Raw genomic sequence first — 25001 nt, 5'->3', positions numbered from 1 at the left:
GATGACGACCGCGCTGCTCGACCGGCTTACCCACCACTGCCACATCCTGGAAACGGGAAACGACAGCTTCCGCTTCAAGAACAGCTCAGCGCATGAGCCCAAAACCGCAAAGGAAAAACGCAGGAACTTGACCACCACGACCAACACGAACGATACCTAAGGCGGGTCACTTCTCGGTGGAAATGCCGGGTCAGCTCTCAGTGGAAATCAACAGTTACCCCATGGTCGCCGCCCGTTGAGTTACTCGGACGTCCCGACAGGCGGCTCGCGACATACCCGCCCGCGAACGAGGCGATGATCCCGGCGACGACAAACCAGATGCCGCCTGCAATCGAGAACGTGCTGGCTTCGGGATTGTCGTAGGTCGCCGGATCAAGGACTGCTGCGCCGATGCCGACCCCGAGCAGGTTGAGCAGAAACTGCGTGCTGAGAGCAATTGCCACGCCAGCGAACACTGCTCCCCAGGATACTTTGTTGAGGGAGGCCGACGGGGCGATGCCGTAGACAGTATCATGTGGGAGATTGGTGGAGATTGGTGTCGTCATGATCGAGTCCTTTGAAGTTCATAAGGTCGTGATGACTGCTGAACTAGATCGAACTACATTTGTTCCGTCCGCGGCCACTCTTGGTGGAGCCCCCGCGTAAGCGAGCATATTCACCGCGTTCATGAAGGAGCAGGCGAGCCCATAGGCGGCAGAAATCGAAGACGCCGTCCGCTATGTGTTGATTTCCACTGAGAGCTGACCCGGCATTTCCACCGAGAAGTGACCCGCCTTAGGTATCGTTCGTGTTGGTCGTGGTGGTCAAGTTCCTGCGTTTTTCCTTTGCGGTTTTGGGCTCATGCGCTGAGCTGTTCTTGAAGCGGAAGCTGTCGTTTCCCGTTTCCAGGATGTGGCAGTGGTGGGTAAGCGAGTGCGTGCCATAGTCTTCGCGTCGTAGACCAATCGCCGTCACCCATTCGTCAACCAATCGGGCATATTGGCGAGTGCTCGGATGATCGTTATGGTCGACTCGACTGGGAAAGGCGTAGTCGTCAACCGTTCCACCTCGCCGCTCAAGCCATGCAAGCAAACGTGCCCTCACGTCCGCCGTGATTTCGAACTGAACCGGACGGCCGGTCTTTTGCTGGACGACCATGGCTCGCGTTCGAATTTCCGTTCCTGTCACAAGGCTCCCGATTTTCATTTTCACGAGATCGCAACCACCAGCTTGCTGTCGATTGCCAGGCCAAACAACGTGCGATCTCTCATGCGTCCCTCCCGGTCGAGGAAGAAGCGGATCGCCCAAATCTGGCGCTGTTTCAGCGGCTTCTTGACGCCGACCTTTCGGCCCGCGTTCCACGCCGGACGGCCCTGTGCGGTAGGATCGTATTGTGCAATACCCATTTCGGCTCTCCTTCGGCCATTCTTGGCCGTTGGGATAACGCATGTGAGCGGTGAGAGGGGGCCGAAGGCAGCCCGTGAGCACCTGGACTGGTAACTCGAAAGCCGACATCACGGACCACCTGTGGACAGTCCATGATCGCCCAAGTCACAGGCTAGTGGCTAGCGCTGGAAGGTGAGGTGGATGGTGCCGCTCGGCGCCGTTTCTGCCTTGACTGTGTAGCCAGCTTCCAAGCCGCGCAGATCGTCCCACAGGCGGATGCCACGCCCGAGCAAAATCGGCGTGATAGCAACATGAAGGCGGTCGATAAGGCCAGCTTTGAGATAGTCGCGAACGACGGTAGCGCCACCGCCAACTCGCACATCCTTGCCGTTTGCGGCCCTCACAGCCTGCTGGAGCGCATCAACCGGGGTGGTATTGAGGAAGTGGAAAGTGGTGCCACCGGCCATCTCTATGGAGGGCCGTGGGTTGCGGGTGAGGACGAAGACCGGAACCCGGAACGGCGGCTCGTCGCCCCACCAGCCACGCCAGTCCGGATCGTCGGGAAAGTTGTGGAGTCCGAACATGCCGGCGCCCATAATCTCGGCGCCCACATTGGCGAAGTATTCCTTCGCGTATTCGTCATCGACACCTGTGGTACCTGCTCCCGTGGTATCCTTGAGCACGCGCTCACGGAACGTTCGCGTTGCAGCATATGCGCCGACGAGACGTGGCCAGTCCTCGCCAAACGGGACTTCGGGCGTCTGGTCCGTCGTTGTCGCGAAACCATCGAGCGAGATCATGAGATCAACACGAACTACCATTGGAGTCCTCCTTGCGAGTTGTTGCACCATATCAGCCCCACCATTCAGGGCTAGATACTAAGGCAAGTACCTTCATATTCGGAGCCGTATACTAAGGCAAGTACCTTTTTATCCTTGACCGGTGCCCCCGGCCACTTTACTGATGCACATGCCCTACCATTCGACTCCGCTCGACCTCGCCTTTCACGCTCTCAGCGACCCGACCCGCCGCGCGGTGGTGTCGCGGCTGGTCGAGGGCGAGTTGCCGGTCAGCGCCCTGGCCGAGCCTTTCGACATGGCGCTGCCCTCCTTCGCCCAGCATCTCAAGGTGCTCGAAGATTGCGGACTGATCGCCAGCGAGAAGCGCGGGCGCAGCCGCTGGTGTCGGCTGGTGCAGGCGCGTTTCGACGAGGCGGCGGACTGGATGGAAGCGGAGCGCCGGCGCTGGGCCGAGCGGTTGGATCGCCTGGAAGTCTACCTGGACAAAACCGAAGAGGATGGTGAAGGACATGGCAAACCTGTTTGAGACCTGGTCGCTCGATCGCGAAATCGTGCTGGTGAAGCTGCTGAACCACCCACGCGACAAGGTCTTTGCCGCCTGGATGGACCCCAAGGCGCTGGCCGAATGGTACGGTCCGGCCGGCCTCAGCATCGAGAGCCACGAGGCCGATATCCGCGAGGGCGGAGTCTGGCGCTTCGACATGGTGGGCGTGTTCGAGGGTCAGGAGCTGCGCTTCCCGAACCTGATGCGCTTTCTGGAGATCGTGCCGAACGAACGGATCGTGATGGACTATGGCACGCCCGACGCCGACGACCCCGACCGTTTCCGCGCCACGGTGACCTTCGATGAGCAGGCCGACGGCAAGACGGTGCTGACCATGCGCCAGCTCCATCCCAGTCGCGAGCGGCGTCAGGTTGTCATCGGCTTCGGCGCGGTGGAATACGGGCTGCAGACGCTGGACGGCCTCGCCACCTGGCTGGACGGCTGAGCCGGCTGCTTTGCGATTTTGCGGAAAACACGGAGTGAACACAAGCTCTAACGGTATCCGATTCCGGAACGCGCGTGGCTGCTTTTGGAATCAAGACAATATGACATCAATGACCGTTTAGACGGCGCAAAGCAGCCGACGCTTCATCGCTGCGGCACCTTAAACCTGAGGTACGAAAGCGGAAATTATTGCCGCTTGCCCGTCCTGTTGACTGATGCCCAAAGCCAGGGCACAAAGGTGGCATCCACGATCGCTCGCGATGGGAAAACAGAGGGAATTTCAAGGCGATTTCGTTAAGCCATTGAAATCATGTGAAAATCCAGACTACCCCTAAAACATCGCTTGAGCGCCTCCGCCGACTTCGGCGGACTAAAGCTTATTCACGGCTTGGCCTCGCCGTGCCAGCAATAGAGCTGTCCGCGGCAGAGGTTGAAAACAGTCTGTTTGGCTCCGTCAGGCCCCTCCCCCCCTGAATGAAGCAACCTCAAAAAAAACAAACGGTCTCGAAATTCTTGTCAAAATGACCGTCTCTCCACCCCATGACAGCCAGCAGGCCCCAAATTAGGGTATCAATTGCCTGAAAAATCTGCGAAAGGCCTGTCGTCCGCAAGGACAGGACGCGGCTGCTATTAGATTTAGAATAGGGCCGGGCGGGCAGATTGACGTCTCTCCTGCTGCCACGAAAGAACGTGGCCGTCCATTTCGGCCGGCCCCTTGTGCGCCAGTGCTCCCTGAAATGCTGCATTTTTCAACGCCGAACCCAAAGCCTCGGCTTGGTTTCCGGTTTCTGATCCGCCCCGCACAAGCATTGGGCGCTATTTTGCCGTTTTCCCCGATTGAGCTTCCTGGAACGGCGGATATGGACGGACAAGGACTTGCCGCGGCGAGGGTCGCATTTGAACAGGCTGACTATCTGGAAACCCTGGCGCTCCTCAGCCCCCTCATTGGAACGGCCACGGATCCAGCCCCCCTGGCGCTTCTCGGCGAAGCTCTGGACAAGCTCGGCCTGCCGGCCGAGGCCGCACAAGCCTTCGAGCAGGCAGCCCCCTATGCCGGGCGCGATGCCGGCACATTGCTCGGCCGCGCCACGGCACTTTATGTCCAGTCCGGCGATGACGAGCGCGCGCAGCTGATCGGCATCAAACTCTTGGACAGCAGGCCGGACGATGCCGCCCTCGCCTATAGTCTGGCGCTGTCGTTCCGGCGGACCGGCGATACGGCCCTTGCCGATCTCGTCAAACAAACGCTGGCCAAAAGCGACGATGCCGAGCATCTGAAACTTGCCGGTGCAATCCTCGGTGAAAACGAGCGTGATCCGTCGGCCTTGACCGTGTTTCGCAGACTTGCAGCACTCTTTCCGGACGATCCTTATACGCAGTTCAAATTCATGTCGGTTGCCCGTGACTTCTGCGATTTCGAGGCGATCGAGACACTCGAGCAGGCGCATGCCGGTCAACTGGCGGCTGGTGATCTTTCCGCGCTCGAAGGCGAAACGGCCTATTCGAACCTGTTGCGTTGCGGYGACGAGCGGCTCAACCGGCGGGCAACCAACAATCCCGGACTGACCTCGCCCCCTTCGCCGGCCGGCAGCAGACAGAGACGGATGCGGCCGCATCCCTGGGGCGAGCGGTTGCGTATCGGTTATCTTTCCAGCGATTTCTGGAGCGAACATGCCACCATGCGGCTCTTGCAAAGCGTGCTCGAGGCGCATGACTTCAGCCGCTTCGACGTCACCCTCTACTGCTACACGCCACCACACCAGACGGTAAATGATGGCAGCCGGTCAAAATGGGGCCGGATCGTTTCCCTGCACGGCAAGACCGATGCGGAGGCGGCCGACATCATCCGCCAGCAGAACATCGACATCCTCGTTGACCTCAAGGGTCATACCGGCGGCTCCCGTTCCAATATCCTGAACCAGATGGCCGCACCGGTTCAGGCCGCCTGGCTCGGCTTTCCCGGCAGCGCCGTGAACATCGATTGCGACTATGTCATCGGCGACCGGATCGTGCTGCCGGGCAGTTCCAGGCAGAGCTATCACGAGAAATTCTGCCTGCTGCCGGAAAGCTACCAGCCCAACGATCCAATTCACCGTGCCCTGCCGCCGGCCGCCAGCCGGCAGGCGCTCGGCCTGCCGCAAGACCGCTTCGTCTTCGCCGCCTTCAATGCGGCCCGCAAGATATCGCTTGCGGTGGTTGATCGCTGGGCGGAGATCCTGCGCCGTTCCAACAATTCGGTTCTCTGGGTGATGGTCGAAGGCGAACTGGCGCGCAGCAATTTTCTCGCCGCCTTAGGCAAACGCGGGGTCGGGGCGGAACGGATCATCTTTGCATCTTCGACAGGCTATGACGCCCATATCGCCCGGTTGCAGGCCGCCGATATCGGGCTCGATACGTTCCCTTATAACGGCCATACGACAACATCGGACAAATTATGGGCCGGCCTGCCCGTCGTCACGCTGAAAGGCAGCAATTTTGCCTCGCGGGTCTCCGAGAGCCTGCTGACGGCCTGTGGGCTGGCGCAACTAGTGGCGGCGACGCCCGGCGCTTTCGTCGATCTCGCCGTTGCACTGTCGCAAAATCCAGACGAGGTCACGCGACTGAAGCTGGAGATTTCACAAAACAGGTTTCTGGCGCCGCTGTTTGATGCCGAGCGCTTCTGCCGCCACCTGGAGAACGGCTATGCGATGATGGCGGAGCGTGCCAAGGCCAAACTGCCTCCCGACCATCTTGAYGTACCGTGCCTGCCGGTTCGATCGGTCGCCTTTCGAGGTGAACGCAAGGGGTAATCCGGACTATCGAATGCGCAGCCGGCATTTTGTGCATCGCCGGCTGCGATTGCCGGTACAGTCTGTCGCAATCGATGCTAAAGATCTCAGCCATGTCATCGGCACTCCTGCCGTGTTTGCCGCAGTTACCCTGTCGCCGCGCATTCCATCGAACGGCCCTGTCCGGCGGTGCCGGCACCAATCCTCGAAAGGGCCGCGCATGGCCGAGAAATTCATCGTTATCCCCTATCGCAAGACGCGGGGCGGACTGGCGCCGGGAGAAATGCGCCAGGCCTCCAATGCTGCGAGCGCCGAAAAGATTGCCGCGGCCATGGCCGGCCGGTTTCCCGGGGTCGCCGCCTATGCCGTCGAGGTCGATGAGGAGAGTGGCGACATGACCAGTCCGCGCCTGCTTGCCCAATTTGGAGATATCGCCGAACTGCCGTCAACCTGACCGGCTCCTGGCGGCTTTGGGCGCTGGAAAAGTCATTTCGAGGAACATTCGTCTCCTAGAGACGTTTATCGGGGAGTTGCCTTCAACGTTTGCTGGCACAGGCACCATTTCTCGAAAGGATGTGACCGCCATGAATCAACGTTTTGACCCCAGTGAAAACCGTAACGTGAATCCTGCGGCATGGCCGGCCGAACAGGCAGACCCGCGTATCGATCCCGTAACAGGAACGCCGGTGAACGACCCGTTGGCCAACCAGCAGCGGCCGGAAGATATCGAACCCCGCTCGGCACGCTCGAAATGGCCGGTTCTGATCATCCTGCTTGCAGGTCTGGTGCTGGCGCTTGTCGTCTGGCTGCCGAAAGAACTGTCGACCGATCAGACCAATGATGCGGTAACGCAGCCTTCGGCGACACAGCAGACAACCACGCCGCCGGCCGATACCGCCACTCCGCCGGTTGACAACAGCGCAACGCCAGGCACCGTGACGCCGGGCATGGCAACTTCGGGCACCAGCGCGACACCGGATACCACGACGACGCCGAACGCAACGCCTGCGACCCCGGATACCCAGACCCCGGCAACCGGCACGCAGACGCCTGCCACGGGCACTACGCCGTAGTCCCAAACCGATCAGACCTTTATTGCAAATGGCGGAACTGCTTCGGCGGCTCCGCCTTTTTTTGTTGCCGCACCAGTACGGGAATATTTCGCAGCGGTCTCTCGGGCGAATGAACCAAATGTCCCGTCATCCGTTTCTCCTCAATTCCATTTAAAGCAAGGATATGGCGATGAACGGCAAAACACCTAAAACAACAGGGCGGGAGGATGATTATCGCGATTACAAGGAACGCGATCTGGACGAAGGCTGGCCCTATGCCGACGCGTCACCCGGATCGGAGACCGAGGTTGGCAACAGCTCATACGGACAGGGCGGCGAAAATTTCGACGAAGCGGGAAACCCCGGATTCCAGCGCAGCAACGACACTGTCATCGAAAGCCAAAACGGCCCCGACCTTTTTGGCGACGATACCGATGCCGATGTCGATGACGACACGCTTGAAGACGTGATCGCCACGACGCTTGAAGACAGCGGCATCGACACATCGGGTGTCGATATCAAGGCCCGCCGCGGAGCGGTCTGGCTGAAGGGCTCTGTCGATACGGCCGGGGAGCGGCGCAGGATCGAAATGTTGATCTATGCGGTTTCCGGCGTGGTCAGCATCCGCAACGACTTGGAAACAATCGGCGCCGATAGCGGCATTCCCGCGGATTGGGACGATTGATCGAACGGTGCCGGCGAGGATTGCCGGCACGGGGCGCTTTTTCGTTCAATTGGCAACAGGGGATTTCATCCTGAATGCGGGCGCCGGCCCGGATCAGGTTGGCCGTCAGGCGCGATTTTCCTTGAGGGGCGAAGGGATCGCGGAAACGGCATTCCAGCGGAACTGGCTGCTTGAAGGATCCCCTTCACCGGGCACCCAGAAGCTGGCCGGCGGCATAGAGCGCCCTGCCGGTTTCGACAGAAGCGCCTTGACTGCACGCCTGGCCTCGGATGCATGTGAAAACCGGCGGCCATCAAGGCTCCAGACGCCGTATTTGACCGCGATGAACCGCAATCCACCATCGTCGGGCATCAAGACGCCCACGGCTTCGCCGTTGAACTCTATCACCTGTTTCTGCATGAAATATCGCTCCCGCTGCCGCGTCTCAACGGCAATCATTTCCATTCGCTGCGCATGACGCAGCCGACCGAGCCCTCGCCTTCAGCCAACCGTCCTAACGGGCGACTTTGACGTTTGTTCCAGTGCACGGGAAAATAATCGGAAAAAAGCGACAGGGTGGTGCCGGGGATAAACTTGCCCGGCACCTTGGTATCTCGTCTTTGCTAGGCCACAAACCGGTCGGGCCTGAACGGCTTGATGTCGATCACCGTCTTTTCGCCGGTCATTTTTTCGGCAAGCGCACGGCCGGTAACCGGGCCAAGGGTCATGCCGTGATGGGCATGGCCAAAGGCGAACCACAGGCCCTCGTGACGCGGTGCCTTGCCGATGATCGGCATCATGTCCGGCGTACAGGGGCGCGCGCCCATCCACGGTTCCTCGTCGCGGCGTTCGGCAAGCGGGAAGAATTCGCGGGCGACGCGTTCGGCCCTCGTCAGCTGTACCGGGGTCTTCGGCGCATCGCGATTGGCAAATTCGGCACCCGTGGTGAGCCGGATGCCGCGCAACATCGGCGCCAGGAAATAACCCCTTTCGGCATCGAGCACCCAGTTGTTCAACTGCGCGCCCTCATCCATGCCATAGTGCATGTGGTAACCGCGCTTGACCGCCAGCGGGAAGCGGTAGCCAAGCTTCCTGGTCACCGTATCGGCCCAGGGGCCGAGCGCCACGACCACTTCCTTGGCTTCAAGCGGACCTTCCGGGGTTGCAACACGCCAGCCGGCACCTTCAAGAATATGCTCAAGCGTCGCCGCGTCACCGGAAACCAGACGGCCGCCCAGCGATTGGAAATAGCTGAGGTAGGCCTTGTTGAGGCTGTGCGGATCGCGGATCGACCAAGGGTCGGTCCAGCGCAGGCCGCCGGTGAGATCCGCCCGGATCGACGGCTCCATCGTCTTCAGATCGCTGCTGGACAATTTATGATGGTTGACGCCAAAGGTCGATGAGAGCTTTTCTGCTTCCTTGTAGGCCGCGTCGCGCGCAGCCTCGGTGCGGAAAACCTTCATCCAGCCGTCCTTGCGGATGAGATCGCCAGCGCCAGACGCGTTGATCAGGTCGGCATGTTCCGTGATCGAATTCTCGATCAGCGGCGCATACATCGAGGCAATGTTCTGGTGCTGCGTGAAGCCCGAATTCCACCAGTAACGGATCAGGAACGGTACGAGACCGGGCAGTGCGCGAAAATGGTAATGCGCGTCGATGGTGTTGTTCAGCGCATACCGGAACAGCGCGCCAAAATCATGCGGGAAACCATAGGGAAAGACGCCTTCGCGCTGGATCAGGCCGGCATTGCCATAGGAGGTCTCTTCGCCGGCGCCGCGGCGGTCAAGCAGCACCACGGATTTGCCCCGCCGCGCAAGGTGAATGGCCGTCGATAGGCCGACAATGCCTGCGCCCAAAACAACAACGTCTGTCTTCATGCCCGCTACCCCAATCTTCCTGCTTATTTTTTCCGTCCGATCTTGATCTACTCAAGCAGACCGAGCCTCAGCGCCAAGCCCCCGAAAGCGCTATGAATGACGCCACCCACATCATTTGCCCGCCGGTGCCGTTCTGCGCATTGCAACCGGACCGGGACTGACGACCACCAGGAGCCGGCGGCTCCACAGGATGATCCCTTCAACGATGAGTTCCAGCGATTTCATGCTGCGCCCGGCTCCGGAATGTGCGGTTGCGAGATAGTCGCTCATGCATAGCCAAGCCTATGGTCTTCGGCAAGGCAGAAGCGGCGTGCGAGGGCGCGACATTTGGCTGACAACGATAAAGGGAGCGATGCTTGCGCACCGCTCCCTTCTTTTACGCATCACCTGATCCTTTACGCATCACCTGAGATGGGATCAGGTTCGGCGCATCAGGCCGGCCACCAGAGAGATGACCAAAAAGGCAAGGAACAGGAAGAACAGAATCTGCGCAATACCTGCAGACGCACCGGCAATACCGCCAAATCCCAGAACGCCGGCGATAATAGCTACGATGAGAAAGATGAGAGCATAGTACAGCATCGGGGATTCTCCTTTGTTTAAATCCTTGCCGAATAAACGCCGGGCGGGAGACTTTGTTCCGGACAAAAAGGGCAGGATGCCGCGCGCCGCACTCGAAACCAATCATTAACCATGAACCGCAGATTGCCCCGATTTGACACGGTTTGACCAAGTATTTCTCGGAACTTTACCGAGGCGGAAGCGTTTTGAAGACCTAAGCCTTCCATGCGAGATGGTGAAATGTCGGTATCGATAGCCCATATCTGGAAATCTGCAGCGGCGTCTGTTCATTCATCCGACCAGAAACGCGACGGAAATCTGCATATCGGCATAACCTTGCGCGGCCTGTACTCCACCGGGACCGTTCCTACGACAGAAGGTCCGCTAGAGGACCTTCTCGCCGATCTCGACGCTGCAGAAGAACGTTTCGAGAGGCGCGAATGACAATGAAGGCGTTCAGCGTTGCGGAGCAAAATGTGCGGCCATGGGCCGTTTTTTTTGTGGCCGCTGGCAGGCAGAGAGAAACCGGCCGTTGATGATGTCGAGGCCGTCATCGGTCAGCTTTCCCCATTGGGCCTGGGCCTTGCCGCGATACTCGTTCCATTTGCCTTCGGTCGCAGCGCACTATGCAAACTGGAGCTGCACACTGGAACAAAATCGCGTGAGCGACGTTACCGCGGCAGACCCGCACCCCGGGCCGAAACTCGAAGAGGAAATGTCATGCTCGGTACAATTCTCCTGATTGTCTTGGTGCTTTTGCTGATCGGCGCGCTGCCGAGCTGGGGCCACAGCCGCAATTGGGGCTATGGGCCTTCAGGTGGCCTCGGGCTGGTCGTCTTGATCCTCCTCATCCTCGTACTGATGGGCCGTATCTGACCGGCCACCAAGCTCTACCCTTCGTCCATCAACGCCCTTGAAAAGGAACCAGTCATGAAGAAAATCCTTCTCGCAGCCGTCCTTATCCTTCCCCTCGCCGCTTGTACGCAAACGGAAAAGGGCGCCGGCATCGGCGCCGCGTCCGGCGCCATTATCGGCGGTGCGGCGACCGGCAATGTGCGCGGTGCCGCAGTGGGCGCTGCCGTCGGCGGTGTGGCTGGGGCCTTGATCGGCAATGCCAGTGAGCCAGGCCAATGCGTATACCGCGACCGCTATGGCCGCCGTTATACCGCATCGTGCTGATCAGACAGCACACAGTCCAAGACAGGAAAACGGGCCTCGGCCCGTTTTTCGCGTTTAGATAAAAGATGGTTTGAATTGGCTGAGGTCAGGACGCGCCAACAAGGTCACGACCGCGATTTACCGAGCTGCTCGGCCTTGTCGAGTTTTTCGAGAAGATCAAGAAACATATCGGGAATGGGCTCCTGCTCGACTGCGCTATAAAGAGCCTTCAGTTTCGAGGCGATCTGCGTGCTGGGATCGCTGGCACGGGTGCCTGCCCTACCGACCATATCGGCGCGCCGCTGATTTTCCGGTCTTTCAACCATAGGCAGTTTCACTCCCGAGCCCGCATCGGCTATCGCCACGCAGCGACGCTTCCACGCGTCCTCTTTGGTACATTAAAAACGTTGCTATATTCCGAATCTCTAAGCGGAAACCTTGGAACCGACAGACAATTCGTTCAGCTGAAAAACTTCCCATAAACCATAAAACATGTTCAAACCGATGCATGTTTCGCAACGCGATAGCGTCGGGCACCGGCAAAATCCGGCGCCATCATACTGAAGGAAGTCATAAATGTCACTTTCCATGCGGATCGCAGCCCATCTTCCCTATCTGCGCCGTTTCTCACGTGCGGTGACGGGGTCGCAAACCTCGGGCGACGCCTATGTCGCCGCCGTGCTGGAAGCATTGATCGCAGACATCACACTTTTTCCGCAAGGGCCCAATGACCGGGTCAATCTTTTCAAACTGTTCTGCTCTGTGTTCGACACACTGACCATCGACTTGCCGGAATCAGCTTCGCCTTTCGGCTGGGAGGCGCGCGCGGCAGCAAATCTTTCGGTGATCTCGCCCGCCGCCCGCAAGGCTTTCCTGCTCGTCTCCGTCGAAGGTTTTTCGGCGGATGAAACGGCGCAAATCCTTGGCGTCACGGATGCCGAAATCGCCCGTCTGCTGCACGAGGCTTCCGCGGATATTTCGCGGCAGGTTGCCACCGAAATCCTGATCATCGAAGACGAACCGCTGATCGCTCTGGATATCGAGGACATGGTGACCAGCCTCGGCCACAAGGTGGCAGGCGTGGCGAGAACCCACGGCGAGGCCATCGCGCTGTTTGAAAAGACGGCTCCGAAAATGATCCTTGCCGATATCCAGCTCGCCGATGGCAGCTCGGGGATCGATGCGGTCAACGAGATCCTCAAAAGCGCGACGATCCCGGTGATTTTCATCACCGCCTTCCCCGAACGTCTGCTGACGGGGACCAAGCCTGAACCGGCCTTTCTGGTGACGAAGCCGTTCAACCCGGACATGGTCAAGGCACTGATCAGCCAGGCTCTGTTCTTCGACGAGAGCGCCCGCGCCCATAAATCCTGAGCCCTGCCCGCCAGCCCCCGAATTGGCACGCTTGCTCAGCCCGGCAATTGCCGTTCCGGCGGCTGGGTGCGGACCTCGTTGAAAATGGTCATCGCGATCAGCGACAAGGGCAATGCCAGCATGGCACCGGCTGCGCCCCACATCCAGGTCCAGAAGATGATCGCCAGAAAGACCAGGAAGGGATTGATCTCCAGCCGGTGGCCGAGGAACGCCGGTGTCACAAGGTTTTCCATCACCACATGCAAAGTGAAAAAGGCGGCCGCGGGTGCAACCGCCATTAGCAGTGCGTCATGGGCCATCAGGCCGGCGCAGAGAAGCGCCACCGTCATCGCCGTTACCCCGAGGTAGGGAATGAAGCTGGATATGAAGGCGAACAGGCCCCAGAGCGGCGCCATCGTCAAGCCGCCGGCAAAGGCGATCGCGGCCGTGATGCTTCCGAGAGCGAGATAGATCAGGCTCGCAGTCGAAAAGTAGAAGCCAATCGCATTTTCCGTGGCGTTCATGATGCGGATCGCGGCGAGCCGTCGGTCACGCGTCGCAAACGCAAGAATGATCGTCTTGCGCAAATGCGCGCGCCCCACCAGGAAAAGCCCGAGCGCCGCGATGAAAATCAGAGTCTGGATGAAGGCAGGCGTGACCCCTGCGGCAACCAGTCCAAGCATGGCGCCGGCATTCTGGATGGCAACATCGGTCACGGCTTTTTCGTCGGCGCCGGCAATGGCTATCTTCGCCCATTCGAAGCGCTGAATGTAGGGAAGCATGCGTTGGACGGCCCGATCAAGTATCCCTGGGGCTTGTCCTGCCAGTGACGTCAGCGGCTCGATCAGCGTGTTGATCAGGAGAAACAATCCGACGACAAAAACGATTGCGAGAAGCAATCCACCGAGCGCCGGTGGCAATCCGAACTGTTCCAGCCGGTCCGCAGCAAGGCCCAACACCATGCCGATGACGATGGCGAGGGTGACCGGCATCAGGATCGCTTCCATCATGTAGATAGCCGCCGAGGCGAGGAGAATGAACGTCCCAACGACGCTCCATGCGACCACCAGATCAAGCCCCGTTTTCGTTGATGCTTCCGGAAGCTCGGCCTCGGCGACCTGTATTTCTATATCCGCCTGCTTTCGCTTCTTGAAAATTCCACTCCCCGGCAAAGCAGTATTCATCGTCCGATTCTCCATCTGCCCGCTCCGGTGCGGCCGGGCGGACATGCCAGGTCAGGTCAGTAGCGTTCCGGGGGGAAAACGTGGAGTGTCAGGGAGAACAGGCCAAGGCCCAGAATCACCACAATCAGTGTATGGGCGATGTCTTCCGACGTCGCGGACACAACCCCAAAGCCCAGAACCGCAGCAATGAGCAGCAACAGGCATACCCTTGGCAACCAGTACAGCATGGCACACTCCCTTTGTTCTTGAGAGCATTCCGAAGGAATGCCCGGACTAACGCGGGGGCGCGCGAATCGTTCCATATCCAAATATTGCGAAACCTTGGAATGGGGCGGGGTGGTCATTTCCGACCCGCGGTTGCAACAGTGGAAGCCGGTCTGTGGTGGATTACCGGGACTGACCATCTGTAACAAAAAAAAGCCGGCGCCCTTTGACAGGCGCCGGCTTTTTCCGATCAAAGGCAGCTCTTAGAGAGCGGCGATGACGATGACTTCGACGAGATAGTCCGGGGTTGCGAGCTTGGCTTCGCCAGTCGCGCGGGCCGGCGTGTTGCCCTGCGAAGCCCAGGCATCCCACACGGCGTTCATCTTCGGGAAATCGACCATGTCAGCCAGCCAGATGGTTGCCGACAGGATGCGGGACTTGTCCGTCCCAGCCTGCGCCAACAGGCGGTCGACCGATGCGAGAGCCTGCTTGGTCTGGGTCGCAACATCCGAGCCGGCCTCACCGACCTGGCCAGCGAGATAAACCGTTCCATTGTGCACAACAGCCTGGCTCATGCGCGGACCGGTTTCGAAGCGTTTGATTTCCATCTTCATATTCCTCGTAAAGTGCGGCAGGCCGCATGTGAATTGTTGTAACGCTGGCGCTTTATCGCAGATTTCCGGTCATTGGAACCGTGATTGCGCAAACTTACAAACGATACGCCCTCTTCAAGCCGCGTTTTTCCGGGCAAGCCGCGCCTTGATGCTTTCAACATCGGCGCGCGGCGTCGCGGCGAAAAGCGTCTTGGTGTAGCTGTGCTTGGGATCGCTGAAGACTTCCTCGCGGCTGCCGTATTCCACGGCTTCACCGTAGTACATCACCATGACGTCGTCGGCGATGTAGCGCACCACTGACAGGTCGTGGCTGATGAAGACATAGGTCAGCTGGAACTCGTCCTGCAGGTCGGCGAGCAGGTTGAGAACCTGTGCCTGCACCGACAGGTCAAGCGCCGAAACCGGCTCGTCCAGCACCAGCAGACGCGGGTTGAGCATCAGCGCACGGGCGATCGCCACGCGCTGGCGCTGGCCGCCGGAAAACATATGCGGGTAGCGGCCGTAATGCTTTTCCTCCAGCCCGACCTTCTTCAGCATGGCCATCGCCTTGTCGCGCCGGTCGTCCGCTTTCATATTGGTGTTGATGATCAGCGGCTCGGTAAGGATTTCGCCGATCTTCTTGCGCGGATTGAGCGTGCCGTAGGGATTCTGGAAGACGATCTGCACCTTCTGGCGCATTTCCGGCGTCAGCCGTTCCCTGGCAATATCAACCTTAACGCCATCGATCAGCATGTCGCCCGCGGTTGCCGGATCGATCATGGTGACGATGCGCGCCAGCGTCGATTTTCCGCAACCGCTTTCGCCGACGATGGCAAGCGTCTTGCCCTGATCGACGGAAAAGCTCACGCCTTTGACGGCGTGAACGGTCTTTGCCTTTTTGAGAAGGCTGCCGGGAATATGATAGTCACGGACAAGGTTTCTGGCTTCGAGAACATGGGTCATCGAACAGCTCCTGCAAAGATCTGGTCGTCGCTGAGGAATTCCGCGATCGTCGGGAGGCGGTCGCCGGTGGCATTGTCCGGCAATGCCGAGAGAAGCGCACGGGTATATTCGCTCTTCGGGGCTTCGAACAGCGATAGAACGCCGGCCTCCTCGATCTTGCGGCCCTTGTACTGGACGATAACGCGATCGGCCGTCTCCGCCACCACACCCATATTGTGGGTGATGATGATCAGCCCCATGCCATGCTCGGCCTGCAGCCGCATCAAGAGATCGAGGATCTGCTTCTGAATGGTGACGTCGAGTGCGGTGGTCGGCTCATCGGCGATCAGGAGTTTCGGATTGCAGGAAAGCGCAATCGCGATCATCACGCGCTGGCACTGGCCACCCGACATCTGGTGCGGGAAATGTCCAAGCCGCTCGGCGGGATTGGGAATGCCGACCAGATCGAACAGCTCGATCGCGCGCGCGCGGCGGGCTGCCCTGTCGAGACCGAGATGAATGCGCAGTACTTCCTCGATCTGGTACCCCACCGTAAAGCAGGGATTGAGGCTGGCGACAGGCTCCTGGAAGATCATGGCAATATCCTTGCCGACGATCTTGCGCCGATCGGACGGCGACAGGCCGAGCAGATCGATACCGTTGAATTGCAGCCTGTCGGCGGTAACCTTGGCAGTCCAGGGCAGAAGGCCCATGGCGGCCAGCATGGAGACCGACTTGCCGGAGCCGGATTCGCCGACGATCGCCAGGACCTCGCCTGCATCGACTTTCATCGATACGCCATCGACCGCGCGGAAGGGACCGGCAGCCGTCTGGAATTCGACAACGAGATTTTCGATTTCGAAAAGGGACATCATGACCTCTTCAGCTTGGGATCAAGCGCATCGCGCAGGCCGTCGCCCATCAGGTTGATGGCAAGGACGGTGATGAGAATGGCAAGGCCGGGGAACGTCACGACCCACCAGGCGCGTTGGATGAATTCGCGGGCTTCGGCCAGCATCGTGCCCCATTCCGGTGTCGGCGGCTGGGCGCCCATGCCGAGGAAGCCGAGCGCTGCCGCGTCGAGGATCGCTGCCGAGAAGGCGAGCGTCGCCTGAACGATCAGCGGTGCCAGGCAATTGGGCAGGATGGTCAGGAACATCAGGCGCATTGTGCCGGCACCGGCGACCCTGGAAGCAATGACATAGTCCTTGGTGCGCTCCGACATGACGGCGGCACGCGTCAGGCGCACGAAGTGCGGCAGGTTGACGAGCGAGATCGCGATCATCGCATTGAGCAGCCCCGGCCCCAGAACAGCCACCAGCACGAGAGCCAGAAGCAGCGACGGAAAGGCCAGGATGATATCCATGACGCGCATGATGATCGTATCGGTGCGGCCGCGGAAATAGCCGGCGATCAGGCCGACCAGTACCCCGGAAATAACCGAAAGGGTCACGACGACGAGGCCGATGAACAGCGAGAAACGTGCACCATAGATCAGCCGGGACAGGATATCGCGGCCGACGGCATCGGTTCCGAAAAAATAGGTCCACTGCCCGCCCGCAACAAATGCCGGGGGAAGGAGGAGCACGTCGCGGTTCTGGGCGCTGGGGCTATGCGGCGTTACCCACGGCGCAAAGATTGCCAGCACCAGGATGATCAGGAAGATCGCAAGGCCGATCACGGCGCCCTTGTTGCGTGAAAAGTAGAACCAGAACTCGGCAAGGCCGGTCGGTGGTGTGGTGGTTTTGATTTCGGCGACAGCCATCGGACCCTCCTAGTACCGGATACGCGGATTGATGAAGCCGTAGAGCACATCAACGATGAGGTTCACGACCATGATCACCGCGGCGATCAGCATCAGCCCGCCCTGCACGACCTGATAGTCACGCTTGAAGACGGAATCGACCATCCATTTGCCGATCCCCGGCCAGGAGAAGATCGTCTCCGTCAGGATCGCGCCGGCAAGCAGCACACCGACCTGCAGGCCGATGGTGGTGACGACCGGGATCAAGGCGTTGCGCAGCGCATGCACACCAATGACGCGGAACGGCGACAGGCCCTTGGAACGGGCGGTGCGGACATAGTCTTCGCCCAGCACTTCCAGCATCGCCGAGCGCGTCTGGCGGGCAATCACGGCAAGCGGGATTGTCGCAAGCACGATCGTCGGCAGAACCAGATAGGTGACCGCCGATTTGAAGGCACCCGCCTGCCCCGAAATCAGGCTGTCGATCAACATGAAGCCGGTGACCTGCGGGAAGAAATACATCAGCGAGATGCGGCCCGAAACAGGTGTCCAGCCGAGATAACCGGAAAAGAAGATGACGAGCAGCAGGCCCCACCAGAAGATCGGCATCGAATAACCGACCAATGCGGTTCCCATCAGCGTCTGGTCCATCCAGGTACCGCGCTTGACAGCAGCCAGGACGCCGGCCGGAACGCCAAGGGCGACGGCCAGGATGATGGCGCAGAGCGACAATTCGATGGTTGCCGGAAACAGCTGCAGGAAGTCCTCGAGCACGGCCCGTTTGGTGACGATCGAGCTTCCGAAATCACCGTGCAGCAGGTTCACGAGATAATCGAAATACTGGATGTAGATCGGCCGGTCGAGACCGAGATCCGTCATGATCTGGGCATGACGTTCCGGAGACATCACACGTTCGCCGGACATCAGCATGACCGGATCACCGGGCAACAGGCGGATGAACGAGAAGGCGATAATGGAAACCCCGATGAAGGTGGGGATCAGGACGGCGAGCCGTCCGAAAATAAAGCGCAACATGGGCTCTAGTCCGATTGTAAAACCGGCGGCCCGAGGAATTCGAGCCGCCGGAAACTGCCACCGCGGATGCGGCGACATAGATCATACAGGAGGATTACTCAGCAATATCAACGCCGTTAAAGCGGTGAATACCAAGCGGATCCATGACGAAACCGGTCACTTTCTTGTTCATCGGAACAAAGACGAGCGAATGGTCAAGGGTATTCCACGGAGCTTCCTTCTTGAAGATGACCTGGGCCTCTTCATAGTACTTCGTGCGTTCTGCGACGTCGGCGGTTGCCTTCGCCTTGGTCATCAGGTCGTCGAACTCCTTGTTGCACCACTGCGCACGGTTGTTGCCGCCGACAGCGTCGCAACCGAGCAGGGTGTCGAGGAAGTTGTCCGGATCACCATTGTCGCCGGTCCAGCCGAGGATAGCCGCACCGTCGCGGTCCTTGGCGGACGAGAGCTTCAGGTATTCGGCCCATTCGTAGGAGACGATCTCGACGGTGACGCCGATTGCAGCAAGATCCGACTGCATCAGTTCAGCTGCACGGCGGGCGTTCAGCATGTACGGACGGGCAACCGGCATTGCCCAGATCTTCATCTTGAGATCCTTGACGCCGGCGTCTGCGAGCATCTTCTTGGCGGCTTCCGGGTCGAACTTGTCGTCTTCAACGGCATTGTTGTAGGACCACATTGTCGGCGGGATCGGGTTCTTGGCAACCGTTGCGGCACCCTGGAACACGGCATCGACGATGGCTTGCTTGTTGACGGCCATGTTGAGCGCCTTGCGCACTTCAGGCTTGTCGAACGGAGCAACCAGCGTGTTGTAGGCGAGGTAGGAAACGTTGAGACCTTCCTGCTCCAGAACCGTCAGGCTCTCGTCCTTCTTCAGCTCGGCAACGTCGGCGGCGTTCGGATATGCCATGATGTGGCACTCGCCGGCCTTCAGCTTCTGCGCGCGGATTGCGGCATCGGTGGTGATGGCGAAAACGAGATCGTCGATCTTTTCCTTGCCGGCCCAGTAATCCGGGTTGGCCTTGTAGCGGATCGCAGCATCCGTCTGGTAGGCAACGAAGGTGAACGGACCCGTTCCCAGCGGCTGCTGGTTCAGCAGTTCCATCTTGCCGTCGGCGGCCAGCTTGTCGGCATATTCCTTCGACATGATCGAGGCGAAGTCCATGCCGAGGTTGGCGATGAACGGTGCTTCAGCCTGCTTCAGCTTGAACTTGACGGTCAGATCATCGACCTTAGTGATCGACTGGATCAGGTCAGGAAAACCCATGCCCGCGAAATATTCCCAGGAAGCGCCGGCAACATATTTGTTCCAGGGATTGTCAGCCTTGTACTGGCGCTCGAACGAGAAAATCACGTCATCAGCATTGAGTTCGCGCGTCGGCGTGAAAAATTCGGTGGTCTGGAATTTGACGCCTGGGCGCAGCTTGAAGGTGTATTCCGTCCCGTCAGACGAAACTTCCCAGCTTTCAGCGAGGCCCGGCTCGATTTCCGTCCCGCCGTGCTTGAATTCCACCAGGCGGTTGTAAACCGTGCGCGACGATGCGTCGAATGTCTGGCCGCCGGTATAGAGGCCCGGATCGAACCCTTCCGGCGAGGCTTCAGAGCAATAAACCAACGTCTTCGACCATGCCGAACCGGCCATCAAAGTGGCGATTGCGGTCGCAGCAAGGAGAGTAGAGAGCTTTTTCATGAGTTTGCTTCCCAGATTTGTTCTTGTTCTCGTATTTTTCTGACGCAGAAGCCGTTGTTTCCGGTCAAGGCCGGATGGAACGACATTTGACCCGGCAATGCAATAAGCGACCAAAAAAATTTGTCCAATTGGAAAATCCTTCCGGATGCGACAAGCCGGGAGGCTATACACGACTTTCTTCCGGTCGCCACCATCACCGTGCGAATCGATTTCGTTTTACCGTTAAAGTCAATCCCAAATTGCAACGATAGCGCGGCAGGAGTCATCGTGACATAAGCGCGGTGCGGGGCGGGGAGGACTGTTCAGCTTTCATCTACCAGGCGGGGATGAGACGAAGGCAACCATACTCAGTCCTCCCTCTCGCCACAGCCTTCGAGGCCTGCCCCGTTGTCAAAACTGCTGACAACTCTCCCATTCGATTGCGGCGCAGTTGCTTATCGAAAAACGCTCGTTAGAATGGCCGCCGCGGAATACGTGGGGGGACGGCCGCGACGTGACAACGGATTTAAAGAACCAGCGGCGATACCATTGCGACAGCGATTTGGAGAAAGCTCTCAATCGGGTCGATTTCTTTCGAATTTTCCATACGATGGCACTCCGGCATGGTTTCGACCATTTCGGCGTGCTGCAGCTTGGAAACGAGGGTGACGCCTGCACGCTGACCAACCGGTTGGCTCTGCACGATCTCCCGGCAGGGCTTTCCAGTGAATACGACAAGCGCCACCGCTTCGGCGATTCTGCCGTTTTCAGAAGTCTTCACACATCGGCCATCCCGTCCATCTGGAAAGCTGAAGACCCCCATCCCGGCCATGGCGGCAATCTTCTGAGCCAACTTGGCTTCGACATGCTGATATGCGTCCCGGTCACCGGCATCAACGGTGCGCGCTATGCCGTGCTGTTTCTCGGCGACGGTGAAGAGATGGACCGGCAGGCACATTTCGCGCTGTGCTATGACGCCGTTTGCGCCTTCGACTATTTCTACCGGCTGGTTTTGTCCAATAAGACGGGCCTGGGCCTGACGCCGCGGGAAACGGAAATCCTGCGCTGGATTTCCCATGGCAAGACGGCCAGCGAAATCGCCCTGATCGTCTCCGTCTCGGAACACACGGTCAACTCGCATACGGCGACGATCCTCAAGAAGCTCGACGTCGTCAACCGAACCCAGATGGTGGCGAAGGCAATCCGGGAACAGATCATTTAAGGACGCCAGCGGGCGTCCGCCTGATCATGCGCGGCATGCTGAAAAGGGCTTCAGGCGCAGAGACTCATCCTGCGGGAATATGTGCGAGAGCATAGGCAACAAAAAACCCGGACGAACCGGGTTTCCTGTTGGACCATGACGGTATCAGGCAGCCGTTTTCGGATGGGTAATCTGGTCGAGGCCAAGCAGGAAGTTGATCTGCGGCCGGGCCTTGACCAGGTCGTCGATCGAATATTGCTGCAGGACTTCGAAAAACGCGTTCAGCGCCTTGCGCAAGGCGGAGTTCAAACCGCAGCTATCGACCAGCGGACAGTCGATCTCGCCAGCTTCAAAACATTCCGCCATGGCAAAGCTGTCTTCGGTGACCTTGACGATATCGAAAAGGCTGATATCGGCCGCAGGCTTGGGCAGGCGCACGCCGCCGTTGCGGCCACGAACCGTCTCGACGAGGCCGGCCTTGTTCAAGGGCTGAAGGATCTTGAAAAGGAAGAGTTCCGATACTCCGTAGGCCTTGGCAATTTCCGGAATGCGGCTGAGGTGGCCGTCATTGGCAGCGCAATACATCAGCATGCGGACTGCGTAGTTCGTTTGCTTCGTCAGACGCATCATTTACTCCAGGCTTCGATTTCGGTGCCCCGGTTCGGATGAACCCGCGAGCCTCTAGCACTCAACAACTTGCGACCATTTGGCGATTCCACCGGCGGCGTCACCATCTGCTTCCTCATATAAGGCGTATGATAGTTTGGAACAATTCCAAAAAGCAGAAAATCATGCCGAAGTGATCATGATCAGCTTCTGATGTGCTGTCCACCCTCCGGGCGGCAGAAAGGTTGACAATGCGTATCAGGTTTGAGCCGACAGCCGCCAGCAACAAGTCTTAAACGGCCACCACCGCAGTCAACCGCACCGGGCAGACCACAACAAAAAAGGGCCTCCATACGGAGGCCCAATCGGGGAGGATACTCGGTATCTCGACGTTACTTCATCGTCGGGATGGAGAACTCGGCACCGTCCTTGATGCCGGACGGCCAGCGCGAGGTGATCGTCTTGGTCTTGGTCCAGAACCTGATCGAGTCCGTGCCGTGCTGGTTGAGGTCGCCGAAGGACGAGGACTTCCAGCCGCCGAAGGAATGGTAGGCCAGCGGAACCGGGATCGGGACGTTGACGCCGACCATGCCGATGTTGATGCGGCTTGCGAAGTCGCGGGCCGCATCGCCGTCGCGGGTGTAGATCGCGACGCCGTTGCCGTATTCATGCTTCATCGGCAGATCGAGGGCTTCCTCGTAAGTCTTGGCGCGAACGACGGAGAGAACCGGCCCGAAGATTTCCTGCTTGTAGATGTCCATATCCGGCGTGACGTCATCGAACAGGCAGCCGCCGACGAAGTGACCGTTTTCATAGCCCTGCAGCTTGAAGTCGCGGCCATCGACGACGAGCTTGGCGCCGTCTTCGATACCCTTGTTGATCAGGCCGAGAATGCGTTCCTTGGCTTCCTTGGTGACGACCGGACCCATATCGGCCTTCTCGTCGGTATAAGGGCCGATGCGCAAGCTCTCGACCATCGGGGTCAGTTTTTCGATCAGGCGGTCGGCGGTTTCCTTGCCGACAGGCACGGCAACCGAGATCGCCATGCAGCGCTCGCCGGCCGAGCCGTAACCGGCGCCCATCAGCGCGTTGGCAGCCTGGTCGAGATCGGCATCCGGCATGATGATCATGTGGTTCTTGGCGCCACCGAAGCACTGGGCGCGCTTGCCGTTCATCGCAGCCGTGCCATAGACATAGCGGGCGATCGGTGTCGAGCCGACGAAGGAAACGGCGGAAATGTCGGGATGGGTCAGGATCGCATCGACGGCACCCTTGTCACCGTTGACGACGTTGAGGATACCGGCCGGCAGACCGGCTTCGATCATCAGTTCGGCAAGGCGGATCGGCACGGACGGATCGCGCTCCGAAGGCTTCAGGATGAAGGCGTTGCCGCAGGCGATTGCCGGGGCAAACATCCACATCGGGATCATGGCCGGGAAGTTGAACGGCGTGATGCCGGCGCCGATGCCGACGGCCTGGCGGATCGAATACATGTCGATGTTCGGGCCGGCGCCTTCGGTGAATTCGCTCTTGGAGAGATGCGGAATGCCGATGACGAATTCGCAGACTTCAAGACCGCGCACGAGGTCGCCCTTGGCATCTTCAATGGTCTTGCCATGCTCGCGCGACAGGATTTCGGCCAGTTCGTCCATGTTGTCGTTCAGGAGCTGGACGAACTTCATGAAGACACGGGCGCGGCGCTGCGGGTTGGTGGCTGCCCATTTCGGCTGTGCAGCCTTGGCGTTCTGAACGGCTGCGTCCATTTCCGCTTCGCTGGCAAGCGCCACGGTCGCCTGAACTTCGCCGGTTGCCGGATTGAAGACATTGCTTGTGCGTCCGCTGGTGCCCGCAACGCGCTTGCCGCCAATGAAATGACCAATCTCGTACATGGGTGATCCTCCTGATCTTGATTATGGCGGAAGTGTCGCACTACAATATGCACAAATCAACGCGCGATATTCAGCAACCGTTGTGCAAAAATTGATGCCACTAATCCCCATTGAGGTTCTCTGATGAAAACCGGGACCGAGAAAATTGTCAGGATCGCGGAGCTGGAAATCGATCCGGCCCAGCTTGAGGACTATATCGCCCTTTTGACCGGGGAGATCGAAGCCTCCGTTGCGACGGAACCGGGCGTGCTGATGCTGCATGCCGTCTCGGTCAAAGGCGCGCCTCAAAACGTTCGCATCCTGGAAGTCTATGCCAGCCAGCAGGACTACGAAGCCCACATTCTAACGCCGCATTTCCTCAAATATAAGATGCTGACGGCCGGCATGGTGATGTCGCTCAACCTTGTTGATGTCGATCCCATCGCACTCTTGGCCAAGTGAGGGTGGCCCGATGAACTGGGATGATGTCCGCATGTTTCTGGCGGTTGCCCGCAGCGGCCAGATCCTGTCTGCCTCCAAGCGGCTGGGTGTCAATCACGCCACCTTGAGCCGGCGCGTCACGGCGCTGGAGGAAGCGCTGAAGACCCGGCTTTTGATCCGCCGGACCAATGGCTGCGACCTGACAGCGGAAGGCGAAATCTTCCTGCATGCCGCCGAGCGGATGGAAACCGAGATGCTGGCCGCGCAGGCGCAGATCGGCCGGATCGACACCGCGGTCGCCGGCACAGTCCGCGTCGGCGCACCGGACGGTTTCGGCGTCTCGTTTCTTGCGCCGCGGCTCGGCAAGCTGACGGCGCGGTTTCCGGAATTGCGCATCCAATTGGTGCCGGTCCCCCGCTCCTTTTCGCTGTCGCAGCGCGAGGCGGATATTGCCATTACGCTTGAGCGCCCGGAACAGGGCCGGCTGATATCATCGAAGCTGACCGACTACACGCTCGGGCTCTATGCCTCGCAGGATTATCTGTCGTCCCATGGAGCGCCCAAAACCGTCGATGACCTGAAGAGCCATCGCCGCATCGGCTATGTCGAAGACCTGATCTTTACCGCATCGCTGAATTTTACCGGCGAGGTGATGCGAAGCTGGGATGCCTCCTTCGAGATTTCCAGCGCCACAGGCCAGACCGAGGCCGTGCGCTCCAGTGCCGGGATCGGCATCCTGCACAATTATATCGCCCGCCAATATCCGGAACTGATCCGCATCCTGCCGGAAACGACGATCCGCCGGGCCTATTGGACCACCTACCACGAAAGCGCCCGCGAACTCGTCCGCGTCCGTACTGTCGTCGACTTCCTTCAGGAGCTGGTGACCGAGGAGCACGGCATTTTCATTTGAAATCAGCGAATAATG

The 25001-nt window shown here is 59.3% G+C and carries 30 protein-coding genes and 2 pseudogenes; 13 read left to right on the top strand and 19 right to left on the bottom strand.

Translation table 11 applies throughout. The features are described 5' to 3' along the window. The coding region (locus AC1D17_RS13175) for an ATP-binding protein (protein ID WP_477565848.1) at positions 1–160 on the top strand (160 nt) is incomplete at its 5' end. 52 nt (positions 161–212) lie between these two features. On the opposite strand, the pseudogene AC1D17_RS13170 reads toward AC1D17_RS13175, so the two are convergent. The 4 genes and pseudogenes from AC1D17_RS13170 to AC1D17_RS13155 form a co-directional block, all read right to left on the bottom strand. Continuing rightward, positions 213–545: pseudogene (locus tag AC1D17_RS13170) on the bottom strand (PhnA-like protein); the annotation flags it as partial. A gap of 229 nt (positions 546–774) precedes the next feature. Then, positions 775–909: pseudogene (locus AC1D17_RS13165) on the bottom strand (ATP-binding protein); the annotation flags it as partial. 278 nt (positions 910–1187) lie between these two features. Next, positions 1188–1385 (bottom strand): hypothetical protein, encoded by a 198-nt coding sequence (locus AC1D17_RS13160; protein ID WP_477565837.1) that lies wholly within the window; start codon positions 1383–1385, stop codon positions 1188–1190. A 159-nt stretch (positions 1386–1544) separates the two neighbouring features. Continuing rightward, entirely contained in the window at positions 1545–2186 is a 642-nt protein-coding gene (locus AC1D17_RS13155) for a dihydrofolate reductase family protein (RefSeq protein ID WP_477565836.1), read from the bottom strand. A gap of 148 nt (positions 2187–2334) precedes the next feature. Here AC1D17_RS13155 and AC1D17_RS13150 point away from each other — a divergent pair, with 148 nt between their 5' ends. From AC1D17_RS13150 to AC1D17_RS13125, 6 genes are all read left to right on the top strand, one after another. Beyond that, positions 2335–2691 carry an ArsR/SmtB family transcription factor gene (locus AC1D17_RS13150; protein ID WP_477565847.1) on the top strand — a complete coding sequence of 119 codons (357 nt, stop codon included), beginning with the start codon at positions 2335–2337 and terminating at the stop codon, positions 2689–2691. Next, positions 2675–3154, top strand: coding sequence for an SRPBCC family protein (locus AC1D17_RS13145; protein WP_477565835.1), 480 nt, complete (start codon positions 2675–2677; stop codon positions 3152–3154). Before AC1D17_RS13150 ends, AC1D17_RS13145 begins: the two co-directional genes overlap by 17 nt. Before the next feature lie 859 nt (positions 3155–4013). After that, a complete protein-coding gene (locus AC1D17_RS13140) occupies positions 4014–5942 on the top strand; it encodes an O-linked N-acetylglucosamine transferase, SPINDLY family protein (protein ID WP_477565834.1) in 1929 nt (642 codons plus the stop codon). 199 nt (positions 5943–6141) lie between these two features. Continuing rightward, positions 6142–6375, top strand: a complete 234-nt coding sequence (locus AC1D17_RS13135) for a hypothetical protein (RefSeq protein WP_477565833.1) — start codon at positions 6142–6144, stop codon at positions 6373–6375. A 130-nt stretch (positions 6376–6505) separates the two neighbouring features. Next, on the top strand, positions 6506–6994 hold the full coding sequence (locus tag AC1D17_RS13130; protein WP_477565832.1) for a hypothetical protein: 489 nt from the start codon (positions 6506–6508) through the stop codon (positions 6992–6994). A 169-nt stretch (positions 6995–7163) separates the two neighbouring features. Beyond that, positions 7164–7658: a BON domain-containing protein gene (locus AC1D17_RS13125; protein WP_477565831.1), complete on the top strand. Its 495-nt coding sequence runs from the start codon at positions 7164–7166 to the stop codon at positions 7656–7658. A 105-nt stretch (positions 7659–7763) separates the two neighbouring features. Here AC1D17_RS13125 and AC1D17_RS13120 read toward each other — a convergent pair whose 3' ends face one another. The 4 genes from AC1D17_RS13120 to AC1D17_RS13105 form a co-directional block, all read right to left on the bottom strand. After that, positions 7764–8057, bottom strand: coding sequence for a hypothetical protein (locus AC1D17_RS13120; RefSeq protein WP_477565830.1), 294 nt, complete (start codon positions 8055–8057; stop codon positions 7764–7766). Positions 8058–8260: 203 nt separating this feature from the next. Next, positions 8261–9514, bottom strand: coding sequence for an NAD(P)/FAD-dependent oxidoreductase (locus tag AC1D17_RS13115; protein ID WP_477565829.1), 1254 nt, complete (start codon positions 9512–9514; stop codon positions 8261–8263). Positions 9515–9625: 111 nt separating this feature from the next. Beyond that, entirely contained in the window at positions 9626–9784 is a 159-nt protein-coding gene (locus AC1D17_RS13110; RefSeq protein ID WP_477565828.1) for a hypothetical protein, read from the bottom strand. 147 nt (positions 9785–9931) lie between these two features. Next, complete coding sequence (locus tag AC1D17_RS13105; RefSeq protein WP_477565846.1) at positions 9932–10096, bottom strand: DUF1328 domain-containing protein; 165 nt, start codon at positions 10094–10096, stop codon at positions 9932–9934. A 699-nt stretch (positions 10097–10795) separates the two neighbouring features. Between AC1D17_RS13105 and AC1D17_RS13100 the strand changes: the two genes are divergently transcribed. Then, positions 10796–10951 (top strand): DUF3309 domain-containing protein, encoded by a 156-nt coding sequence (locus tag AC1D17_RS13100; protein WP_264220401.1) that lies wholly within the window; start codon positions 10796–10798, stop codon positions 10949–10951. Positions 10952–11005: 54 nt separating this feature from the next. Beyond that, positions 11006–11254, top strand: a complete 249-nt coding sequence (locus AC1D17_RS13095) for a glycine zipper domain-containing protein (protein WP_477565827.1) — start codon at positions 11006–11008, stop codon at positions 11252–11254. Positions 11255–11358: 104 nt separating this feature from the next. Here AC1D17_RS13095 and AC1D17_RS13090 read toward each other — a convergent pair whose 3' ends face one another. Continuing rightward, positions 11359–11559: a NepR family anti-sigma factor gene (locus tag AC1D17_RS13090; RefSeq protein WP_477565826.1), complete on the bottom strand. Its 201-nt coding sequence runs from the start codon at positions 11557–11559 to the stop codon at positions 11359–11361. A gap of 250 nt (positions 11560–11809) precedes the next feature. Between AC1D17_RS13090 and AC1D17_RS13085 the strand changes: the two genes are divergently transcribed. Continuing rightward, a complete protein-coding gene (locus AC1D17_RS13085) occupies positions 11810–12607 on the top strand; it encodes a response regulator (protein WP_477565825.1) in 798 nt (265 codons plus the stop codon). 35 nt (positions 12608–12642) lie between these two features. On the opposite strand, the gene AC1D17_RS13080 is transcribed toward AC1D17_RS13085, so the two are convergent. The 8 genes from AC1D17_RS13080 to AC1D17_RS13045 all read right to left on the bottom strand — a co-directional run bounded on the left by AC1D17_RS13080 (position 12643) and on the right by AC1D17_RS13045 (position 19978). Continuing rightward, positions 12643–13770: an AI-2E family transporter gene (locus AC1D17_RS13080; RefSeq protein WP_477565824.1), complete on the bottom strand. Its 1128-nt coding sequence runs from the start codon at positions 13768–13770 to the stop codon at positions 12643–12645. 56 nt (positions 13771–13826) lie between these two features. Next, positions 13827–13997 carry a DUF1328 domain-containing protein gene (locus AC1D17_RS13075; RefSeq protein WP_477565823.1) on the bottom strand — a complete coding sequence of 57 codons (171 nt, stop codon included), beginning with the start codon at positions 13995–13997 and terminating at the stop codon, positions 13827–13829. 240 nt (positions 13998–14237) lie between these two features. After that, on the bottom strand, positions 14238–14582 hold the full coding sequence (locus AC1D17_RS13070; protein ID WP_477565822.1) for a RidA family protein: 345 nt from the start codon (positions 14580–14582) through the stop codon (positions 14238–14240). Between the two features lie 120 nt (positions 14583–14702). Further along, positions 14703–15530 (bottom strand): dipeptide ABC transporter ATP-binding protein, encoded by an 828-nt coding sequence (locus AC1D17_RS13065; protein WP_477565821.1) that lies wholly within the window; start codon positions 15528–15530, stop codon positions 14703–14705. Next, positions 15527–16381, bottom strand: a complete 855-nt coding sequence (locus tag AC1D17_RS13060) for an ABC transporter ATP-binding protein (RefSeq protein WP_477565820.1) — start codon at positions 16379–16381, stop codon at positions 15527–15529. The genes AC1D17_RS13065 and AC1D17_RS13060 overlap by 4 nt, the downstream gene beginning before the upstream one ends. Further along, a complete protein-coding gene (locus tag AC1D17_RS13055) occupies positions 16381–17274 on the bottom strand; it encodes an ABC transporter permease subunit (RefSeq protein WP_477565819.1) in 894 nt (297 codons plus the stop codon). Before AC1D17_RS13055 ends, AC1D17_RS13060 begins: the two co-directional genes overlap by 1 nt. A 9-nt stretch (positions 17275–17283) precedes the next feature. Beyond that, on the bottom strand, positions 17284–18288 hold the full coding sequence (locus tag AC1D17_RS13050) for an ABC transporter permease subunit (protein WP_477565818.1): 1005 nt from the start codon (positions 18286–18288) through the stop codon (positions 17284–17286). A 94-nt stretch (positions 18289–18382) separates the two neighbouring features. After that, positions 18383–19978 (bottom strand): ABC transporter substrate-binding protein, encoded by a 1596-nt coding sequence (locus AC1D17_RS13045; protein ID WP_477565817.1) that lies wholly within the window; start codon positions 19976–19978, stop codon positions 18383–18385. Between the two features lie 493 nt (positions 19979–20471). Between AC1D17_RS13045 and AC1D17_RS13040 the strand changes: the two genes are divergently transcribed. Further along, positions 20472–21179, top strand: coding sequence for a helix-turn-helix transcriptional regulator (locus AC1D17_RS13040; RefSeq protein ID WP_477565816.1), 708 nt, complete (start codon positions 20472–20474; stop codon positions 21177–21179). Between the two features lie 144 nt (positions 21180–21323). Here AC1D17_RS13040 and rirA read toward each other — a convergent pair whose 3' ends face one another. Then, positions 21324–21785 (bottom strand): iron-responsive transcriptional regulator RirA, encoded by a 462-nt coding sequence (gene rirA / locus AC1D17_RS13035; RefSeq protein WP_112841386.1) that lies wholly within the window; start codon positions 21783–21785, stop codon positions 21324–21326. A gap of 371 nt (positions 21786–22156) precedes the next feature. Further along, positions 22157–23653 (bottom strand): CoA-acylating methylmalonate-semialdehyde dehydrogenase, encoded by a 1497-nt coding sequence (locus AC1D17_RS13030; RefSeq protein WP_477565815.1) that lies wholly within the window; start codon positions 23651–23653, stop codon positions 22157–22159. A gap of 123 nt (positions 23654–23776) precedes the next feature. Between AC1D17_RS13030 and AC1D17_RS13025 the strand changes: the two genes are divergently transcribed. Continuing rightward, positions 23777–24094 carry a putative quinol monooxygenase gene (locus AC1D17_RS13025; RefSeq protein ID WP_477565814.1) on the top strand — a complete coding sequence of 106 codons (318 nt, stop codon included), beginning with the start codon at positions 23777–23779 and terminating at the stop codon, positions 24092–24094. A gap of 10 nt (positions 24095–24104) precedes the next feature. Beyond that, positions 24105–24986 carry a LysR family transcriptional regulator gene (locus AC1D17_RS13020; protein ID WP_477565813.1) on the top strand — a complete coding sequence of 294 codons (882 nt, stop codon included), beginning with the start codon at positions 24105–24107 and terminating at the stop codon, positions 24984–24986. The last annotated feature ends 15 nt before the right edge of the window (positions 24987–25001 follow it).

Source organism: Pararhizobium sp. P1_E7, from assembly GCF_056405855.1.
The sequence above is the reverse complement of the archived record's forward strand: the minus strand, read 5'-3'. Positions and strand labels throughout refer to the sequence as shown.

Excerpts from the sequence above, each read along its gene's own strand:
- AC1D17_RS13125 (WP_477565831.1), top strand. The coding sequence starts at position 7,164 with ATGAACGGCAAAACACCTAAAACAACAGGGCGGGAGGATGATTATCGC.
- AC1D17_RS13105 (WP_477565846.1), bottom strand. The coding sequence starts at position 10,096 with ATGCTGTACTATGCTCTCATCTTTCTCATCGTAGCTATTATCGCCGGC.
- AC1D17_RS13155 (WP_477565836.1), bottom strand. The coding sequence starts at position 2,186 with ATGGTAGTTCGTGTTGATCTCATGATCTCGCTCGATGGTTTCGCGACA.
- AC1D17_RS13075 (WP_477565823.1), bottom strand. The coding sequence starts at position 13,997 with ATGCTGTACTGGTTGCCAAGGGTATGCCTGTTGCTGCTCATTGCTGCG.
- AC1D17_RS13020 (WP_477565813.1), top strand. The coding sequence starts at position 24,105 with ATGAACTGGGATGATGTCCGCATGTTTCTGGCGGTTGCCCGCAGCGGC.
- AC1D17_RS13065 (WP_477565821.1), bottom strand. The coding sequence starts at position 15,530 with ATGACCCATGTTCTCGAAGCCAGAAACCTTGTCCGTGACTATCATATT.
- AC1D17_RS13050 (WP_477565818.1), bottom strand. The coding sequence starts at position 18,288 with ATGTTGCGCTTTATTTTCGGACGGCTCGCCGTCCTGATCCCCACCTTC.
- rirA (WP_112841386.1), bottom strand. The coding sequence starts at position 21,785 with ATGCGTCTGACGAAGCAAACGAACTACGCAGTCCGCATGCTGATGTAT.
- AC1D17_RS13025 (WP_477565814.1), top strand. The coding sequence starts at position 23,777 with ATGAAAACCGGGACCGAGAAAATTGTCAGGATCGCGGAGCTGGAAATC.
- AC1D17_RS13080 (WP_477565824.1), bottom strand. The coding sequence starts at position 13,770 with ATGAATACTGCTTTGCCGGGGAGTGGAATTTTCAAGAAGCGAAAGCAG.
- AC1D17_RS13130 (WP_477565832.1), top strand. The coding sequence starts at position 6,506 with ATGAATCAACGTTTTGACCCCAGTGAAAACCGTAACGTGAATCCTGCG.
- AC1D17_RS13110 (WP_477565828.1), bottom strand. The coding sequence starts at position 9,784 with ATGAGCGACTATCTCGCAACCGCACATTCCGGAGCCGGGCGCAGCATG.
- AC1D17_RS13100 (WP_264220401.1), top strand. The coding sequence starts at position 10,796 with ATGCTCGGTACAATTCTCCTGATTGTCTTGGTGCTTTTGCTGATCGGC.
- AC1D17_RS13085 (WP_477565825.1), top strand. The coding sequence starts at position 11,810 with ATGTCACTTTCCATGCGGATCGCAGCCCATCTTCCCTATCTGCGCCGT.
- AC1D17_RS13120 (WP_477565830.1), bottom strand. The coding sequence starts at position 8,057 with ATGCAGAAACAGGTGATAGAGTTCAACGGCGAAGCCGTGGGCGTCTTG.
- AC1D17_RS13115 (WP_477565829.1), bottom strand. The coding sequence starts at position 9,514 with ATGAAGACAGACGTTGTTGTTTTGGGCGCAGGCATTGTCGGCCTATCG.
- AC1D17_RS13160 (WP_477565837.1), bottom strand. The coding sequence starts at position 1,385 with ATGGGTATTGCACAATACGATCCTACCGCACAGGGCCGTCCGGCGTGG.
- AC1D17_RS13150 (WP_477565847.1), top strand. The coding sequence starts at position 2,335 with ATGCCCTACCATTCGACTCCGCTCGACCTCGCCTTTCACGCTCTCAGC.
- AC1D17_RS13060 (WP_477565820.1), bottom strand. The coding sequence starts at position 16,381 with ATGTCCCTTTTCGAAATCGAAAATCTCGTTGTCGAATTCCAGACGGCT.
- AC1D17_RS13145 (WP_477565835.1), top strand. The coding sequence starts at position 2,675 with ATGGCAAACCTGTTTGAGACCTGGTCGCTCGATCGCGAAATCGTGCTG.
- AC1D17_RS13030 (WP_477565815.1), bottom strand. The coding sequence starts at position 23,653 with ATGTACGAGATTGGTCATTTCATTGGCGGCAAGCGCGTTGCGGGCACC.
- AC1D17_RS13070 (WP_477565822.1), bottom strand. The coding sequence starts at position 14,582 with ATGGAAATCAAACGCTTCGAAACCGGTCCGCGCATGAGCCAGGCTGTT.
- AC1D17_RS13090 (WP_477565826.1), bottom strand. The coding sequence starts at position 11,559 with ATGGTTGAAAGACCGGAAAATCAGCGGCGCGCCGATATGGTCGGTAGG.
- AC1D17_RS13055 (WP_477565819.1), bottom strand. The coding sequence starts at position 17,274 with ATGGCTGTCGCCGAAATCAAAACCACCACACCACCGACCGGCCTTGCC.
- AC1D17_RS13095 (WP_477565827.1), top strand. The coding sequence starts at position 11,006 with ATGAAGAAAATCCTTCTCGCAGCCGTCCTTATCCTTCCCCTCGCCGCT.
- AC1D17_RS13045 (WP_477565817.1), bottom strand. The coding sequence starts at position 19,978 with ATGAAAAAGCTCTCTACTCTCCTTGCTGCGACCGCAATCGCCACTTTG.
- AC1D17_RS13135 (WP_477565833.1), top strand. The coding sequence starts at position 6,142 with ATGGCCGAGAAATTCATCGTTATCCCCTATCGCAAGACGCGGGGCGGA.